General features: G+C 57.4%; 18 protein-coding genes. 12 read left to right on the top strand and 6 right to left on the bottom strand.

The genetic code is table 11. The annotated features are described in order from the left end of the window. Positions 1–105 precede the first annotated feature (105 nt). Positions 106–912, top strand: a complete 807-nt coding sequence (locus ABEH28_RS04865) for a helix-turn-helix transcriptional regulator (RefSeq protein ID WP_346629280.1) — start codon at positions 106–108, stop codon at positions 910–912. Positions 913–1145: 233 nt separating this feature from the next. Further along, positions 1146–2039 carry a PA4780 family RIO1-like protein kinase gene (locus ABEH28_RS04860; RefSeq protein WP_192173412.1) on the top strand — a complete coding sequence of 298 codons (894 nt, stop codon included), beginning with the start codon at positions 1146–1148 and terminating at the stop codon, positions 2037–2039. A gap of 41 nt (positions 2040–2080) precedes the next feature. Here the strand turns inward: ABEH28_RS04860 and ABEH28_RS04855 are convergent, their stop codons facing one another. Next, positions 2081–2935 (bottom strand): hypothetical protein, encoded by an 855-nt coding sequence (locus ABEH28_RS04855; protein WP_192173411.1) that lies wholly within the window; start codon positions 2933–2935, stop codon positions 2081–2083. A 325-nt stretch (positions 2936–3260) separates the two neighbouring features. On the opposite strand from ABEH28_RS04855, the gene ABEH28_RS04850 reads away from it, so the two are divergent. Together ABEH28_RS04850 and ABEH28_RS04845 are read left to right on the top strand one after the other, a co-directional pair. Further along, the gene (locus ABEH28_RS04850; RefSeq protein WP_346629279.1) at positions 3261–4193 is read left to right on the top strand and encodes a hypothetical protein; all 933 of its coding nucleotides are present in this window, start codon (positions 3261–3263) and stop codon (positions 4191–4193) included. A gap of 782 nt (positions 4194–4975) precedes the next feature. Further along, the gene (locus ABEH28_RS04845; RefSeq protein ID WP_346629278.1) at positions 4976–5314 is read left to right on the top strand and encodes a hypothetical protein; all 339 of its coding nucleotides are present in this window, start codon (positions 4976–4978) and stop codon (positions 5312–5314) included. A gap of 109 nt (positions 5315–5423) precedes the next feature. On the opposite strand, the gene ABEH28_RS04840 is transcribed toward ABEH28_RS04845, so the two are convergent. Beyond that, positions 5424–5804: a hypothetical protein gene (locus ABEH28_RS04840; protein ID WP_346629277.1), complete on the bottom strand. Its 381-nt coding sequence runs from the start codon at positions 5802–5804 to the stop codon at positions 5424–5426. Between the two features lie 155 nt (positions 5805–5959). On the opposite strand from ABEH28_RS04840, the gene ABEH28_RS04835 reads away from it, so the two are divergent. Further along, entirely contained in the window at positions 5960–6157 is a 198-nt protein-coding gene (locus ABEH28_RS04835) for a cation transporter (RefSeq protein WP_346629276.1), read from the top strand. 117 nt (positions 6158–6274) lie between these two features. Here ABEH28_RS04835 and ABEH28_RS04830 read toward each other — a convergent pair whose 3' ends face one another. Both ABEH28_RS04830 and ABEH28_RS04825 read right to left on the bottom strand, forming a co-directional pair. After that, positions 6275–8134, bottom strand: coding sequence for a DUF4105 domain-containing protein (locus tag ABEH28_RS04830; protein WP_346629275.1), 1860 nt, complete (start codon positions 8132–8134; stop codon positions 6275–6277). Positions 8135–8206: 72 nt separating this feature from the next. Continuing rightward, on the bottom strand, positions 8207–8695 hold the full coding sequence (locus ABEH28_RS04825) for a DUF3015 domain-containing protein (RefSeq protein ID WP_122535346.1): 489 nt from the start codon (positions 8693–8695) through the stop codon (positions 8207–8209). 280 nt (positions 8696–8975) lie between these two features. Between ABEH28_RS04825 and ABEH28_RS04820 the strand changes: the two genes are divergently transcribed. The 5 genes from ABEH28_RS04820 (at position 8976) to ABEH28_RS04800 (ending at position 13623) form a co-directional block, all read left to right on the top strand. Then, on the top strand, positions 8976–11408 hold the full coding sequence (locus ABEH28_RS04820) for an AAA family ATPase (RefSeq protein WP_192173405.1): 2433 nt from the start codon (positions 8976–8978) through the stop codon (positions 11406–11408). A gap of 185 nt (positions 11409–11593) precedes the next feature. Continuing rightward, complete coding sequence (locus ABEH28_RS04815) at positions 11594–11926, top strand: hypothetical protein (protein ID WP_346629536.1); 333 nt, start codon at positions 11594–11596, stop codon at positions 11924–11926. Positions 11927–12097: 171 nt separating this feature from the next. Next, entirely contained in the window at positions 12098–12586 is a 489-nt protein-coding gene (locus ABEH28_RS04810) for a TIGR00645 family protein (protein ID WP_122535348.1), read from the top strand. Between the two features lie 30 nt (positions 12587–12616). After that, positions 12617–12922 carry a DUF6482 family protein gene (locus tag ABEH28_RS04805; protein WP_346629274.1) on the top strand — a complete coding sequence of 102 codons (306 nt, stop codon included), beginning with the start codon at positions 12617–12619 and terminating at the stop codon, positions 12920–12922. A gap of 83 nt (positions 12923–13005) precedes the next feature. Beyond that, the gene (locus ABEH28_RS04800; RefSeq protein ID WP_122535350.1) at positions 13006–13623 is read left to right on the top strand and encodes an FKBP-type peptidyl-prolyl cis-trans isomerase; all 618 of its coding nucleotides are present in this window, start codon (positions 13006–13008) and stop codon (positions 13621–13623) included. A gap of 74 nt (positions 13624–13697) precedes the next feature. On the opposite strand, the gene ABEH28_RS04795 is transcribed toward ABEH28_RS04800, so the two are convergent. Beyond that, on the bottom strand, positions 13698–13940 hold the full coding sequence (locus tag ABEH28_RS04795) for a hypothetical protein (protein WP_192173403.1): 243 nt from the start codon (positions 13938–13940) through the stop codon (positions 13698–13700). Between the two features lie 166 nt (positions 13941–14106). After that, complete coding sequence (locus ABEH28_RS04790; protein WP_192173402.1) at positions 14107–15075, bottom strand: polyprenyl synthetase family protein; 969 nt, start codon at positions 15073–15075, stop codon at positions 14107–14109. A 239-nt stretch (positions 15076–15314) separates the two neighbouring features. Between ABEH28_RS04790 and rplU the strand changes: the two genes are divergently transcribed. Next, positions 15315–15629, top strand: coding sequence for a 50S ribosomal protein L21 (gene rplU, locus ABEH28_RS04785; protein WP_003176051.1), 315 nt, complete (start codon positions 15315–15317; stop codon positions 15627–15629). A 33-nt stretch (positions 15630–15662) separates the two neighbouring features. Continuing rightward, entirely contained in the window at positions 15663–15935 is a 273-nt protein-coding gene (rpmA, locus tag ABEH28_RS04780; protein ID WP_037015434.1) for a 50S ribosomal protein L27, read from the top strand. Positions 15936–15946: the final 11 nt, after the last annotated feature.

Below are 15946 nucleotides of genomic sequence, written 5' to 3'. Positions count from 1 at the left end.
TTAATGAACAATCGTTCTAACCCTCAGCTTCGCCCCTGATGACCCGCATCTGGTACCCATCCGCGGCAAAAACGTAAACTGCCGCCTCACACCAAAGGCCAGTCCATGCCCGCCACCGCACACATCTCCCCGCGAAACCCCGAAACAGAGCGACAAGTCCCTTCGCTTGAAGGCCTTTCGCGCCCGCTCTACGCCCGCGCCGAAAGCCTTGGCGCAGGTTCCTGGACACCGACTCACCGCCACGACTGGGTGCAGTTTTCCTACGCCATCAGCGGCGTCCTCGGCGTGCATACACCCCACGGCAGTTTCTTCGCGCCGCCGCAGTGGGGCGTGTGGATTCCCGCCGGGCTGGAGCATGAAGTTGTCACGTCGACCCGGGCTGAGATGCGCAGCCTTTACGTGCGCAAAGAGGATTGCGATTGGGCGCCAGATCGTTGCCGGGTGCTCGAAGTCACGCCACTCGCCAGGGAGTTGATAAAGACGTTTTGTCAGTTGCCAGCGGATTACCCGGAGCTGGATAGCGCCGAGTCCCGCCTTGTTCAGGTATTGCTCGACCAGCAGGCGAATTTGCCCGAGGTGGGTTTCTCGCTCCCGCTACCTCGTCATCCACGCTTGCTGGGACTGTGTGGTGAACTGATCGAAACGCCGGATCAAGCGGTCACCCTGAATGACTGGGCGGCGCGTTTGAACATGTCGGAAAAGACGCTCACACGATTGTTTCAGCGCGAAACCGGCTTGAGCTTTCGGGGTTGGCGGCAGAGGGCACGCTTGCTGTCGTCACTCAATGCTTTGGAGGAAGGGGTGAGCGTTACGAGCACGGCGCTCAATTGCGGTTACGATTCGACGTCGGCTTTTATTGCTGCTTTCAAAGGGCTGTTCGGGAGGACACCTGGCGAACTGTTTCGCGGATGATGAGCGAAGCTTGCGTGGTTGCGCTGTAGTCGCTCGTCGACAAGCGCGGTGGTAGAGGCTGTCAAGCGGTGTAGATATGCGTCGGCACGAATGCTGCTTGGCGAAGTGTCAGGGATATCGTGAGACAGCTGGCATACAGTCAATCGACCTGACCCCCTACTCGCTGGCAGAGGATTGCCGTATAACGAGCAACAATCGCGTGTTTGGCAACGAAGGACCCCCAATAAAAGCTGATGAAGACTCCTAAACGCATTGAACCCCTGATCGAAGACGGTCTTGTGGACGAGGTGCTGCGCCCGCTCATGAGCGGTAAAGAGGCAGCTGTTTATGTGGTGCGCTGTGGCAATGAGCTGCGGTGTGCCAAGGTTTACAAGGAGGCCAACAAACGTAGTTTCCGTCAGGCAGCGGAATATCAGGAAGGCCGTAAGGTCCGCAACAGCCGCCAGGCCCGCGCCATGGCCAAGGGTTCGAAGTTCGGCCGCAAGGAAACCGAAGACGCGTGGCAGAACGCCGAAGTCGCGGCTCTGTTCCGTCTGGCAGGCGCCGGCGTGCGAGTGCCCAAGCCGTACGACTTCCTTGAGGGCGTACTGCTCATGGAGCTGATCGCCGATGAATACGGTGATGCCGCGCCGCGTCTGAATGACGTGACGCTTGAGCCGGATCAGGCGCGCGAATACCACGCGTTCCTGATTCAGCAGATCGTGCTGATGTTGTGTACCGGTCTGGTGCATGGTGACCTGTCCGAGTTCAATGTGCTGCTCACGCCCACGGGGCCGGTCATTATCGACTTGCCGCAAGCGGTGGATGCGGCGGGCAACAACCATGCGTTTACCATGCTGGAGCGCGACGTCGGCAACATGGCGTCCTACTTCGGCCGCTTCGCGCCGGAGCTGAAGCAGACGCGCTATGCCCGGGAGATGTGGTCCCACTTCGAAGCGGGCACGTTGTCCCCAGCGACCGTGCTGACGGGCGAGTTCGCTGATCCGGACGAGATTGCCGACGTCGGCAGTGTGTTGCGCGAGATTGAAGCGGCGCGACTGGACGATGCAAGACGCCAAGCCGCGAGAACGGCGGACGATGCGCCGCCGAACAAAACCGAAGAACCGCCTCCGCCCTGGATGCAGTAATCGACCCAGAAAAACACCCGGCTCAGGCCGGGTTTTTGCGTTCACACCGATGCTACTCTGAGCAGTTGCGAGAACAGGTAGTGAGGGTCTCCCGGATTGACCCCTACGCTGCAATTGAAAACTGCCGGCTTTCCCCTGTTTCGAGCTAGCCAAGATGGATCAATCTTGAAGTTTAGATGAGGGTCGCTACCAAACGCAGGCGTTATGTCTGCGGACCATTGATCACCATCAGCGCCGATGGCGCGAACGCCAGCGGTGCTGTCTTTATTGAACTCGGGCTGCTTTTTTACCCGCAGATTATCGTGTCCATCGTTGATGGTCGGGGCATCCACTTGGAATGAATGTCCTTCTACGGTGAGGAGGAGTGTCAACGAGGTAAAAGTCTCTGTGTCGGGGGGGCGTTTTACGGTGTAGTAGAGAGATGCGTTGTGGCCTATGACATCAATGACTTCATATTTCGATATCGGAAACGGTTGCAGCGACGGTGGGCTTCCCACCGTTTGGATGGGTGAACCAATAGTGATGTTCCGACCCACCCAATACGCTTTCACGGTATCGCCAGACTTCATATTGTAGTTAGGAACGATACAGTGAATAACATCGTTTACCTGGTAATAATCCAGCCGCTCCCTGTTATCCGCAACCAAGGTTGCCTCCCTCACATGAGGTGCCACCAGATTCATCGCTGCCTCGGTCACCGTAATACGCCACTCATTGGAGCGACCTGTGATGGTGCGCGCGGTAAAAGTGTGCAAGCCCGGTGGAAGATTCCGGGCGTTGAATGACCAAGTTGCACCGTTACTTGTAGCTGTGCCCAGCAGGGCTTCGCCATCGTAAATATTAATCAGGTCCACGTTTTGTGACGATTGGTCATTAGAAGGTGTGGGCAAATTCATGAACAGCTCCTTGCCGGTTTGCAAACTATAAGGTGAGAAGTGAAGGCTAGTAAGAGGGGTTTAAATCGTCAAGTTTACGCATTGTTTTTATTTTTTCTTGAGTAGTTGGTCGCCTGTCTCTAATAGGTTAATAATTTTGTCTTGCCCATGTGCGGTTGCCAAGTGGCTAGAGCTATTTGCGATAAGCGCTGCATGGATTATTTCGAAGCGGTATCGATCACTGTCATATGTGTCAGTTGGCAAAGCCCGTCCAGTGAATGATGCTTGAACGGCCGAATATCATTTTTTGACATGGATTGCCATTGATTATCATCAGGAGATCAGCATGAATAGATTCGGATCTGTCGCGCTTGCACTTATCTATATCGGACTTGTTGCATGTGTAGGCGAGCAGCCTTCATTAAACGGGCCCCACGGTAATGATCCTCGATTTACGCAGAGTCCTGCTATTCAGCAAGATACCGGCGATGATGTTGCGCGACATCTAGAAGACCGGTACAGCAAGACAGCTGCAGATTGCGGAACGCCTTCACCGCCGTCCTTTCTGTGCAATGGAGTGATGATTAGGGGCACCAGCAGTGAACCGACTTACCACGTATGGGAGAACAGTGCTGCTTCTATTGAAAAGGGTGGCGTCTCTATTTCCTACTTAAGGTCGGATGTTAATTACAATAAACTCGCCTACGGGTACAACAACGGCTATATCTTGACCGCTTATTTTTATGCGGCTGAGAAACTGCACCCCGAGGTGCTGTGCCTCTTTCCGATCGATGCGGGTACCTCGGCCCGTACAAACAAGGGATGTGGTGATTACCCTGGTCATGCAGGTAGCGGCCTCTGCCATCTACAGGGCATTACCACCGCAACGGAGTGGTGGACGCATTACAACTCACACGCCAGCAGTCGCCATAGCTACCAATGCGGATTTGATGTTACCGATGCCAGAAACTCGGCGGCAGGACCTGCCTTCGCTGCGGGATTGGCGGCAATGGGTTTGATGGGGCCTGAGTCGTTTAGAGAGCAGAACGAGCTCATCCTTGCAGTCTGGGGAAATGGATTGGGCAAGACCCTCCCGCTGGAAGCTTTTTTCTACGTGGCTGGCCTGCCTGGATTGACTGTCGCACAACGTAATCAGCTGGATCTCAATAGTACTGATGGGGTATGGATACCTGTGATAAAGCTCACACTTCCGGCGAGTGAAGGGGGCAAGGCGACGTTTACTTACAGTGCAGGAGATCAGGCTATTACGAAGTCGTAGTCATCATCCATTACTCCTGATGTTAGCTCACAGATCTTTGGATGAATATTTGACGAAGTGTTCAGTTTTAAATTGTTTCATAGCAGCTTGTGGTGTAACGAAACCGAGAAGGTGCAATGGTCTTTTTGGATTATTCTAGAAGTTTTCGTGTTTTGGCTTCGGAGGCCATTATGAGAAAGATTAATAAGGTGGTGTTTTTACTTGTGTATGTCGTCCTTGTTGCTTGTGTCAGTGAGCAAAGATCGGGCTTCGATACAACTCAGCGTCCTATTCCGCATGTCGCGCACCGCGCTACGATACAGCAAGACTCTGGGGAGGACGGGGTCAGGCACCTCACCAATCGTTACGCCGACACAGCTGCAAATTGCGGAACGCCGTCGCAACCAGCGTTTTTGTGTAATGGGGTAATGATCCGCGGTACGAGCAATAGTCCCGGTGCGTATCACGTATGGGACAACAGTCCAGCAAGTATTACACGAGGCGGCGTGTCCGCGTCTTACTTAAGGTCTGACGCTAACTTCAGAAAGTTGGCCTGGGGGTATAACAACGGATACATCTTGACGGCTTATTTATTTGCCGAGGGGAAGCTGCATCCTGAGTTGCTTTGCTTATTTCCGGTTGACGCAGGCACGGGGAGCAGGGCTGACAGGGGGTGTGGTGAGCATCCAGGAACAGTAGGCAGTCGTCCCTGCCATTTACAGAACGTTACAACTGCAGCGCAATGGTGGACTCATTACACATCGCAGCCTGGCAATTTACACTATGCGCAGTGCGGATTCGACGTGAGCGACGATCGAAACAACAATGCAGGTCCCGCGTTTGTTGCTGGATTAGAAGCGATGTCCTTAATGGGATCTCAGGCTTTTGTAGAGAACAATGAGCTTGTCCTCGCCGTCTGGGATAGCGGCTTGGGAAAAACATTACCGCTCGAAGCGTTTTTCTACTTGGCAGGCTCAGCCGGATTGCCTGTCGCTCAGCACAACCAAAGCGATCTCATAGATACTGACGGAGTCTGGATACCGGTTATCAAAATTACCCTCCCCACTACCGCAGCCGGCAAGGTGACATTTAGTTATAGCGCCGATGAGCAGACGCCTCTCCGCCCCCCAGTCCAGGGATGAAGGCTACATAACGTAGTCTTCCGACCATGTCCCCGCTGACCATTCGCTTTGCGTGAGCTTACGCGTTGGGTCGGTTCTTATTTGGGCATTGATGTCACCAGGAGGCGATTCAATAATTCAAATCCGCTTTCTTCAGATACATCCCGTTCGGACCCGACGCAATGCGGTATTTCAAAACGTCACCCGCATTGATGTGCAGACGCGTGGTGTTCTGCGCTTCGATGCCTGGCGAGCAGCCCGGCGTCTGACCCGGGAGCACACGCAAGCGCACCGACACATCGCCTGCAGGCAGATTGAATGAGCGCGACTCCTCCTGGTACAGACGGCCGACCAGTTGGTCCTGCATGAAAATTCCGATTTCGCAGGAAGTGGAAACCTCCAGGCGCTCGCGGGAAATGATCAGCACGCCGTAGTCCTGATCGGCATGAGCCCAGGATGCGCACGCCAACAGGCCGGCGAAACCTGCAATACGAAAGGCTGACCAGCGCATGGCTGATTCTCCTGATATGACGGTTGTAGGCGCACTCTGGCGCAGAGTGCAGATGAATGCCAGCCCGGCAGATCCCCCGGAAACTTGACCTTGCCCCGACGGGAAGGTCTTAGATGGCGCCATCACGTGTTTTCGATGAGAAGAGGAGTCAGCACATGCAGGTATTCAACGTTCAAGGCATGACCTGCGCGCATTGCGTGCGTGCCGTGACCAGCGCCATCCAGGGGCAAGACCCCACGGCGCAGGTGCAGGTTGATCTGGCGAAAGGCGAGGTGAAAGTCCAGAGCCAGCTTGGCGCCGAGCAGATTGTGGAATTGATCGAAGAAGAAGGTTACGCCACGACGCGCACATAGCAGCGCTGGCCTCTTCCCGGCTAAAGCCAGTCCTACAGAACCGTCGCGCGCATCGTAGGACCGGCTTCAGCCGGGAAGGCGTCCGGCATCACATTGAATAATTCAGGCGCCTGCCACTCAATAGTGGTACCACTTCAGCTCCAGCATCACTTCATTCACCGGCGAGGTCAGCTGGCTAAAATCCCGCTGCGCGCTCAGCCGTAGGCCAAGGTTGCGCGACAGCTCCCACTGCTGGTTCAGGCTGATGTTGCGCCGCACTTCGCCGTTGGTGAAGTAATCGCCCTTGGTTTCTAGGCTGAAGTTACCCAGCGGATTACGCCACAGCACGCCGGTGTTGAAGCCCGCCGCCGGCGAAACCAGCGCGGAGAAATCGTTGTTGTGCTCGACTCGCACCGTTCCCATGGCGAAGCCCAGCACGTCATCCCCCAGCTTCCAGGTACCACCCGCGCCGCCGTTGACGTGACTGACCAGGTTTTCGTCGCCATGCTTGCCCAACACCCGCTCAAGGCCACCCGCCACTTGCCACGACCAGGGCTGCAACAGCTCGTTGCGCGGTGTCAGCGAGCGGATGGTCGCCAGATCGAGGCGCTGCACCTGCCAGTGACTGTCTTCATATTGGCGCAGCTTGAGCTGCAGAATCTCGATCTGCGCACCCAGCGGGAAGCCGTACGCGTTGTCATTCAAATCGTGATACGCCATGCGCAGGCCGTATTCGGCAAATGCCTTGTCATCCCGCGTGCCCGCACCCAGTTGCCACGTGCGCGACTCATGCCCGTCTTCCGGCAGACCCGGGCGCTCAATCTCCAGCGCAGGCGGTGGATTGGTGCTGATTGCGCGCAGCAAGTCATAGCTGCGTTGCGCGCTGGTAGGGTCTCGCTCCTGGCCGTTGGCGCGATACCGCTCCAGCCTGTAGGCCGCGTCCTGAATCAACGCGCGACGTTCCTTCGGCAGCGCGATGTATTCGGGGCTCTGCATTTGCTTCTGGTCCGCGCTGACTTTCAAAACCCACTGTTGCTCGTCGTGGTTCAACGGCTCGGCGCGGCTCAGCAGTTCGCGCTCCCTGGACGGGCGATAGTCGATCTTCTCGACCAGACCCGCTTCCTTAACCGCGCGCACGGTGTCCGTGGGAATCGCCGTCAGACGAAACTGCGGCGTCAGGTCCAGGCTCGGGCGAGCCACCTGAAGCAGCTCAAGCAGGCGATAGGAGCAGTTCTCGTCGAAGAAGAAATACCCAAAGCGAATCTGTTTGAGTTCCCAAACGTGCTCGACCATGCGCCGGGTTTCTTCCGGCGTCAGATTGAGGCGGTATTCCCACAGATCGCGGTTCTCCAGGCTGCGGTATTCAGAAAGCTTTTCCTGGTACGGAACCAGTGCGAACAGCCCAGGGTAGCCGCCCGCCAGGCCTTTCCATGCGTACAAAATGCTGTTGTCGGAGCCCTCGATGTAGGCGCCGAAATTGATCGCGTAGCTGAGCAAAGCGGTCTTGTTCGCCTGCACGTCGGCCTGATCGATGCGCAGCAGGGTGTGCCCAAACATGGAGGACGGACTGTTCAGGTACGCCGCCGGGAAAATCAGCACAGTGCTGTCCGGGGCCACATCGGAAAACCATTTGTTGAATTCTTTGCAGTCGACCACAGGCAAATCGGTCAGCTTCAATTCGTCACGCAAAAAGCGCGTGCGGGAGGGGTAAACGCATTGCGGGTGGGCGTTTTCCTGGCCTTGAGTGACAGGACGGTAGATCGCCTCAAGCGTCGCGGCCAGCTCGGCTTTAGGATCATGGGCGCCGTTCTGGGCGAGGAAAAACTTAGGGTCATCGACATAACTGCGCCAGCCACCCAGCTTGCCGGCTTCGTAGTGACCAATGGAGATCCAGAACCTGGAATTGGCCAGTTGCTGCAAACGATCATTGTCGACGTGGGGCGCGGCGGACAGCGGGGCGCAGACACAGAGCACCAGCCAGGCAAGGCGTTTGAGCATAGATTGGCAACTAGTCAGAAGTGGGCAGGGCGGAGAACCTGCCTTCCGGGGAGGAAGGCAGGCGGCACGACTTTAAGCTTGGGTCGCGTATTTAGCCAGAGTCGGATCGTTCTTCAGGACGTCGATGGTGTTGGTATGAACATCTTCAGCAGTGGCGTCAGCCTTGGTGAAGATCTGCTGATAGTGCTCGTGGGTGACTGCGGCGAAATGCGCACGGTCTTCCGGTGCAACGCCCAACACGACCGCGTACGTGGTCAGTGCTTCGCCTTGACCCATGGCCATGTCTTTGGAGAGCTCGTCCATCATGCCGTTCATGGCAATCCAGGATTTGCCGCCGTAGGTCAGCGCGCTGTTGGTGGAGCAACCGTTGGTGCCCGAGGTCATGCCGAAGGTGGCGTTGCCCGAAGTACCGTTGGTGGTGGAAGCGAGGAAGTGAGCTGGAGTGCCGCGTTGACCTTCAAACAGCATGTTGCCCCAGCCGCAGTCCGGACCGCCAGGAGCTTGAGCCATGGCGTTGATGGACACAGCGGCGAAGAGAGTACCAAGAAGAATCCGTTTCATAGCTTTAGTCTCTGTTGTTTCAACCAAGGGTCGGATTCCTGGCCGGTAGGGCGCCAGGGCGGACCGGTTATTTAAATTGTTACCGGTCGCGCAAGTTGGAGTTTAGGCACGATATGAACGTTCCGTGAGTAAATGCAGATTGTTGTGTGTAATCCGCCTCCGCCGGGTGTGTAGGCCGGTTCCTCATACGGAAAAGCGATCAGGTGGTTCATGCCTTGCCAGTGCGGTGCGGCGAGCGCCAGAATGCGCCCATCTGCCCCGCCTGATGTAAGGATGTCCGATGCCCGATTCTGTTGCTGCCAGCTTGCGACTTGCGCCCGAAGCGCTGACCCGTCCCTTTTCCGCTGAACAGTTCAGCTTCACGACAACCAACGATCTGGAACCCTTTCGCGGCGTACTCGGCCAGGAGCGCGCGGTCGAAGCCCTGCAATTCGGCGTCGCCATGCCGCGCCCTGGTTACAACGTGTTCGTCATGGGCGAGCCCGGCACCGGCCGCTTCTCCTTCGTCAAGCGCTACCTCAAGGCCGAAGCCAAGCGCATGCAGACGCCGTCGGACTGGGTCTACGTCAATAATTTCGATGACGCCCGTGAGCCGCGCGCCCTTGAACTGCCGCCCGGCAGCGCCAGTGCGTTCATTGCCGACATCAACGGACTGATCGACAACCTGCTGTCGACGTTTCCTGCGGTGTTCGAACATCCGTCCTACCAGCAGAAGAAGAGCTCGATTGACCGCGCCTTCAATCAGCGCTACGACCGCGCCCTCGATGTCATCGAACGTCTTGCGCTGGAAAAGGACATCGCGCTGTACCGCGACAACACCAACATTGCGTTCACCCCGATGCTCGAAGGCAAGGCGCTGGACGAGGCCGAGTTTTCGCAATTGCCGGAAGCCGAGCGCGAGCGTTTTCACACCGATATTTCGACGCTGGAAGAGCGGTTGAATGAAGAACTCGCCAGCCTGCCGCAGTGGAAGCGCGAGTCCAACAACCAGATGCGTGAGCTCAATGAAGAGACCATCATCCTCGCGCTCCAGCCTTTGTTGGCACCGTTGTCCGAGCAGTACGCCGAGAACGCCGCGGTGTGCGCCTACCTTCAGGCGGTGCAGGTCAATCTGCTCAGGACCGTGGTCGAGCAATTGGTCGACGACAGCAAAACCGATGCCCAGGCGCGCAAGCTGCTCGAAGAGCAATACTGCCCGAGCCTGATGGTCGGGCATTCCGCCAGCGGCGGCGCGCCGGTGGTATTCGAGCCGCACCCGACTTACGACAACCTCTTCGGTCGCATCGAATACAGCACCGACCAGGGCGCGCTTTACACCACCTATCGTCAGCTGCGCCCCGGAGCATTTCACCGGGCCAACGGCGGTTTTCTGGTGCTGGAAGCCGAGAAAATGCTCAGCGAGCCATTCGTGTGGGACGCGCTGAAGCGCTCCCTGCAATCGCGCAAACTGAAAATGGAAGCGCCGCTGGGCGAACTGGGTCGTCTGGCCACCGTGACGCTGACCCCGCAGACCATCCCGCTGCAGGTCAAAGTCATCATCATTGGCGCGCGGTCGCTGTATTACACGCTGCAGGACCTCGATCCGGACTTCCAGGAAATGTTCCGGGTGCTGGTGGATTTCGACGAAGACATCCCGATGGTCGACGAGAGTCTGGAGCAGTTCGCCCAGTTGCTCAAAACCCGGACCTCGGAAGAGGGCATGGCGCCGCTGACGGCGGATGCGGTTGCGCGTCTTGCCACGTACAGCGCGCGTCTCGCCGAGCATCAGGGGCGCTTGTCGGCGCGCATCGGCGATCTATTTCAACTGGTCAGCGAAGCGGACTTCATCCGCAGCGTGGCCGGTGATGAACGCACTGACGCCGGGCATATCGAGCGTGCGTTGAAAGCCAAGGCCACCCGCACCGGACGTGTGTCGGCCCGAATTCTCGATGACATGCTCGCCGGCATCATCCTGATCGACACTCAGGGCGCGGCAGTCGGCAAGTGCAACGGCCTGACGGTGCTGGAAGTGGGTGATTCGGCGTTCGGTGTGCCGGCGCGCATCTCGGCGACGGTTTACCCGGGCGGTAGCGGCATCGTCGACATCGAGCGTGAGGTCAACCTGGGCCAGCCGATTCACTCCAAAGGGGTGATGATCCTCACCGGTTATCTGGGCAGCCGTTACGCCCAGGAATTCCCGCTGGCCATTTCCGCGAGCATCGCGCTGGAACAGTCCTACGGCTACGTCGATGGCGACAGCGCTTCACTCGGCGAGGTCTGCACGCTCATTTCAGCGCTGTCGAAAACCCCACTTAAACAGTGCTTCGCCATCACCGGCTCGATCAACCAGTTCGGTGAAGTCCAGGCGGTTGGCGGCGTTAACGAGAAGATCGAAGGCTTCTTCCGACTCTGCGAAGCCCGAGGTCTTACGGGCGATCAAGGCGCGATCATTCCCCACGCCAACGTCGCCACGCTGATGCTGGACGAGCGCGTGCTGCAGGCCGTGCGCGCGGGGCAGTTCCACGTGTACGCCGTGCGTCAGGTGGATGAGGCGCTGAGTCTGTTGGTCGGCATGCCGGTGGGTGAAGCGGACGAAGACGGTCAATTCCCCGATGATTCGGTGAACGGCAGGGTGGTGGACCGTCTGCGCGACATCGCTGAAATGCTCAGCGACGACGACCTCAAAGAGCTCGAAAAGGAGGCGCCACAATTACAGCCCGAGCTGAAAAGCTAGGCCTTTGACGTCAATGAAACAGGGCGCTTGATGGCCAAATGACCATTCGGCGCCCTTTTCGTTTTCGCGCTTTTCCAACGGGGTAGTTGTTCGATATTGTCGGGTTGCAGCAGTTGTCAAAGGGACTGACGCGTTTCCTTCGTTATGCGAAGGATATGAATACTGCAATCAATAAGGAGCTCGCCATGCCGCGCAGCCTCTGCCTTACTCGCCATTGCCTGGGTCTGGTGACCCGAATCGAATGTGTTGTTCGCCCGCTGTCAGGCGATAAAGGAATGTGGACCTTGCTGTTCGCCGCCGGGATGTCTGGCGAACAGCCCTCCGCACTCAAGGCTCAGGGGCCTTTTCATGGACCGGTTGCTGCCGAATCGGTCCTTGATGCCATTGCCGAAAGCCTCCTGCTGCATGGCTATCAAACGGCGGAGGAGATCCCGATCTGGGGGCTTCACCTCCAGGGGGAGCTGCGAAGAATCAACAGCGACGCCGCCGTGGGTCAGCGGACGTCTCCCGCCAACTGACCCCTTCGTTTCGAGGCGTTCCGCGTCTGCCTTCTACGGTCTGCAGACGCGGATTTGCCGAGCTTCCCCCATGCCCGATCGGGCGTTATTGTTTCAACTCTTTTCGCAGTGGGTTGTGCTAATCGGCCCTCGCCCTATACTCGCGAGCTTTTAAATTATCAGTGAGCTTCAATGGAACGTTTTATCGAAAATGCCATGTACGCCTCCCGCTGGCTGCTGGCGCCGATCTACTTTGGTTTGTCTCTGGGGCTTCTGGCGCTGGCGCTGAAGTTTTTCCAGGAAATCTTCCATATCATCCCCAACGTATTCGCGCTGGCCGAATCTGACCTGATCCTTGTGCTGCTGTCGTTGATCGACATGGCGCTGGTCGGTGGTTTGCTGGTCATGGTGATGATCTCCGGCTACGAGAACTTCGTGTCGCAGCTGGACATCGACGAAGGCAAGGAAAAGCTCAACTGGCTGGGCAAGATGGATTCTTCGTCGCTGAAGATGAAAGTCGCCGCGTCCATCGTCGCGATTTCGTCCATTCACCTGTTGCGGGTGTTCATGGACGCCAAGAACATCGAGCCGCAGTACCTGATGTGGTACGTGATCATCCACATGACCTTTGTTGTGTCGGCCTGCGCCATGGGCTTTCTGGACAAAGTCACCAAGCACTGATCGACTTCCTGCGACCCGCGAGGATTTGCCATGAACCTTCAGGAACTCATTTCCCACGCCAGCACCAGAGGTGTTGAAGAGCTCAATCTGATCTCCATCGAAGGCGGCATTTACTTGCTGGAAGCCAGGATGCAGGGCGTCGCGCATCGTTTGGTCGATGCGCAGAACAAGGCATTGCACCTGCGCTCAGTCGAGCACGCACGCGAACTGCTGCAGCCGGTTGCGCCGATGCCGTTCAATCTGGTCCACGCCGTGGTTCACGACGAGATGTGCGGCGTGAACGACGACCTGAATCAAGACGTCAAAATCCCCCTGGCTTTTCGATCCGCCTGGTAGAGGTTACGGGTATTACGCTTTGTGCTAGGCTGCCCGGCCTTTAAATACGGGCGCCTGAGGGCGCTCTTCAGCGGAGCAGTCTCATGTCCGAAGTCAATCTGTCCACCGACGAAACCCGCGTCAGCTACGGTATTGGCCGTCAACTGGGCGACCAACTGCGTGACAACCCGCCACCGGGCGTCGACCTGGACGCTATTCTGGCTGGCCTGACCGACGCTTTCGCCGGCAAGCCGAGCCGTGTTGGCCAAGAAGAAATGGGCGCGAGCTTCAAAGTCATCCGCGAAATCATGCAAGCCGAAGCAGCAGCCAAAGCTGAAGCAGCGGCTGGCGCAGGCAAGGAATACCTGACTGAAAACGCCAAGCGTGATGGCGTGACCACTCTGGCCTCCGGTCTGCAATATGAAGTGATCACTGCGGGCGAGGGCGCTCAGCCGACCCGCGAAAGCAACGTGCGCACCCATTACCACGGCATGCTGATCGACGGCACTGTGTTTGACAGCTCCTACGATCGTGGCGAGCCGGCTGAATTCCCGGTGGGCGGCGTGATTCCAGGCTGGACCGAAGCTCTTCAACTGATGAAGGCCGGCAGCAAATGGCGCCTGTACGTTCCTAGCGAACTGGCCTACGGCGCTCAAGGCGTTGGCAGCATTCCGCCACACAGCGTCCTGGTCTTCGACGTCGAGCTGCTCGACGTTCTGTAAGGTTCACGATTCACGCTCGACAGATGCCGAGTCAGCCCCGCGCTGGCTCGGCATCGTCGTTTTATCTGTTCTCATCAATGCAGTTCAATGGCCGGGCGCAATGCCCGCGCATAGCAGAACAGAAACAGACTTCGCACCATCTCCTTCTGAACACCGGGTTCGCTTGAGCTCAAGCTGCTGACATCCAGATCCCCCTGATCACGCAACTCGTCGAGCGCCTCTTCCTCCAGCACTGCACACACTTTGCCCGTCTCGCGATCCAGAATGCGAAGGTAGGGCTGTGGGCGATCAAGCCAGGCATCAATCAGATACGTCATGTGATTCTCCTTGAGTGTTTCAATGAGAATAATTCTTATCTGAGGAATAGCAAGGATCTATTTGAGATTAATTCGCATTAGAGCGTTAGGTCTATCAAACGGTCCTGAATCGCAGGCAACAAAAAGCCCGTCACGTGGACGGGCGTTCGGTGGAGCAGGGCAGCGGTCAGTGCGTGCGCGCGACCGCAAATTCACTCAGCTCGACGAGGGCGTCGCGGTAGATGCTCGGGGGCAGCACATCCAGGCAGGCAATGGCGCGAGCAATGTAGTCGCGTGCAAGCTGGGCTGTGTATTCGAGGGCGCCTGACTTTTCCACAGCATCGCGGATGCTTTCGAGATCTTCCAGGCCGCCCTTCTGAATGGCCTGACGAACCAGCGCGGCTTGTTCAGGGGTGCCTTCACGCATGGTGTAGATCAGCGGCAGGGTAGGCTTGCCTTCGGCGAGGTCGTCGCCGACGTTCTTGCCGAGGGTTTCGGCGTCGCCGCGATAGTCCAGCAGGTCGTCGACCAACTGGAAAGCGACCCCCAGATGATCACCAAAGGTGCGCAGTGCTTCGCTTTGCTCGGGACCGGCATTGGCCAGTGCGGCGGCGCTGTGGGTCGACGCTTCGAAGAGCATCGCGGTTTTGCCGCGGATGACTTCCATGTAGGTTTCTTCGGTGGTGCTGGCGTCGCGCACTTTGGACAACTGCAACACTTCGCCTTCCGCGATAACCCGGGTAGCCTTCGACAGGATCTGCATCACCTGCATTGAGCCCAGTTCGACCATCATCTCAAACGAGCGCGAATACAGAAAATCCCCTACCAGCACGCTCGGTGCGTTGCCCCACATCGCGTTGGCGGTCGAGCGGCCACGGCGCATGCCGGACATGTCGACGACGTCATCGTGCAGCAGGGTCGCGGTGTGCAGGAATTCGATGGTTGCGGCCAACAGGCGCAGGTCATCACCGCCAGAGCCCAGCGCTTTGCCGCATAACAGAACGAGCAACGGGCGCAGGCGTTTACCGCCAGCAGAAGTGATGTAGTCGCCGATTTTGGAGACCAGCGGCACGCGCGATGTCAGCTGCTTCTTGATAATGTGGTCGACGGCGGTAAAGTCGTCTGCCACAGCGGTGTAGAAGGCTTGGGGTTGCATCAGCGAGACGTGCTCCAGAAGGGTTGCGCGGCATGCTAGGTTGCAGGCCCCACCCTGTCAAGGCGTGACATAACGCAGCTTGCAAGGCGTTGATCGCTTGCGTACAATCGCGCACCCTAACTTCCTGGGCAGCACCTGCCTTACGCAATTGCATGTCGGCCTTCCAGCCTTGTGCAGCCATGCCAGCCAATACCTCTTCCTATAAAGAGCTGGGTGAGCAGGATTATCGGAGATACACCATGTCTTATGCAGTAATCGTTACTGGCGGCAAGCAATACAAGGTCGCCCCAGGTGAATACCTGAAGATTGAGAAACTGGAAATCGCTACCGGCGAATCCGTTACCTTTGATCGCGTTCTGTTGGTTGCCAATGGCGACGACGTGAACATCGGCGCTCCAGTTGTTGCAGGCGCTACCGTTGTGGCTGAAGTGATCTCCCAAGGTCGTCACGATAAAGTCCGCATCATCAAGTTCCGTCGTCGTAAGCACCACATGAAGCGTATGGGCCACCGCCAGTGGTACACCGAGATCAAAATCACCGGTATTCAGGCTTAATTTCAGCCTAATCCTCACTAGGAGAATTGACTCATGGCACACAAAAAAGCTGGTGGTAGTACCCGTAACGGTCGCGACTCAGAAGCCAAACGCCTTGGCGTGAAGATGTATGGCGGCCAGGTTATCGTTCCGGGCAACATCATCGTGCGTCAGCGCGGCACCCAATTCCACGCTGGCTACGGCGTTGGCATGGGCAAGGATCACACCCTGTTCGCTAAAGTCGAAGGCGTGATCAAGTTCCAGGTTAAAGGCGCCTTCGGTCGTCGCTATGTAAGCATCGTGCCAAAGACTGAAGTCGCGGCATAATCTTGCGTTCA

The organism is Pseudomonas sp. Ps21-P2, assembly GCF_039672565.1.
GTDB lineage: Bacteria > Pseudomonadota > Gammaproteobacteria > Pseudomonadales > Pseudomonadaceae > Aquipseudomonas.
This window is presented reverse-complemented; position numbering and strand designations above follow the sequence as displayed.

What these genes read in the sequence shown, in the direction of transcription:
- ABEH28_RS04815 (WP_346629536.1), top strand. Translation starts at nt 11,594, where the DNA reads ATGCCGCGCAGCCTCTGCCTTACTCGCCATTGCCTGGGTCTGGTGACC.
- rplU (WP_003176051.1), top strand. Translation starts at nt 15,315, where the DNA reads ATGTCTTATGCAGTAATCGTTACTGGCGGCAAGCAATACAAGGTCGCC.
- ABEH28_RS04825 (WP_122535346.1), bottom strand. Translation starts at nt 8,695, where the DNA reads ATGAAACGGATTCTTCTTGGTACTCTCTTCGCCGCTGTGTCCATCAAC.
- ABEH28_RS04855 (WP_192173411.1), bottom strand. Translation starts at nt 2,935, where the DNA reads ATGAATTTGCCCACACCTTCTAATGACCAATCGTCACAAAACGTGGAC.
- ABEH28_RS04835 (WP_346629276.1), top strand. Translation starts at nt 5,960, where the DNA reads ATGCAGGTATTCAACGTTCAAGGCATGACCTGCGCGCATTGCGTGCGT.
- ABEH28_RS04790 (WP_192173402.1), bottom strand. Translation starts at nt 15,075, where the DNA reads ATGCAACCCCAAGCCTTCTACACCGCTGTGGCAGACGACTTTACCGCC.
- ABEH28_RS04795 (WP_192173403.1), bottom strand. Translation starts at nt 13,940, where the DNA reads ATGACGTATCTGATTGATGCCTGGCTTGATCGCCCACAGCCCTACCTT.
- ABEH28_RS04820 (WP_192173405.1), top strand. Translation starts at nt 8,976, where the DNA reads ATGCCCGATTCTGTTGCTGCCAGCTTGCGACTTGCGCCCGAAGCGCTG.
- rpmA (WP_037015434.1), top strand. Translation starts at nt 15,663, where the DNA reads ATGGCACACAAAAAAGCTGGTGGTAGTACCCGTAACGGTCGCGACTCA.
- ABEH28_RS04840 (WP_346629277.1), bottom strand. Translation starts at nt 5,804, where the DNA reads ATGCGCTGGTCAGCCTTTCGTATTGCAGGTTTCGCCGGCCTGTTGGCG.
- ABEH28_RS04830 (WP_346629275.1), bottom strand. Translation starts at nt 8,134, where the DNA reads ATGCTCAAACGCCTTGCCTGGCTGGTGCTCTGTGTCTGCGCCCCGCTG.
- ABEH28_RS04800 (WP_122535350.1), top strand. Translation starts at nt 13,006, where the DNA reads ATGTCCGAAGTCAATCTGTCCACCGACGAAACCCGCGTCAGCTACGGT.
- ABEH28_RS04805 (WP_346629274.1), top strand. Translation starts at nt 12,617, where the DNA reads ATGAACCTTCAGGAACTCATTTCCCACGCCAGCACCAGAGGTGTTGAA.
- ABEH28_RS04865 (WP_346629280.1), top strand. Translation starts at nt 106, where the DNA reads ATGCCCGCCACCGCACACATCTCCCCGCGAAACCCCGAAACAGAGCGA.
- ABEH28_RS04850 (WP_346629279.1), top strand. Translation starts at nt 3,261, where the DNA reads ATGAATAGATTCGGATCTGTCGCGCTTGCACTTATCTATATCGGACTT.
- ABEH28_RS04810 (WP_122535348.1), top strand. Translation starts at nt 12,098, where the DNA reads ATGGAACGTTTTATCGAAAATGCCATGTACGCCTCCCGCTGGCTGCTG.
- ABEH28_RS04860 (WP_192173412.1), top strand. Translation starts at nt 1,146, where the DNA reads ATGAAGACTCCTAAACGCATTGAACCCCTGATCGAAGACGGTCTTGTG.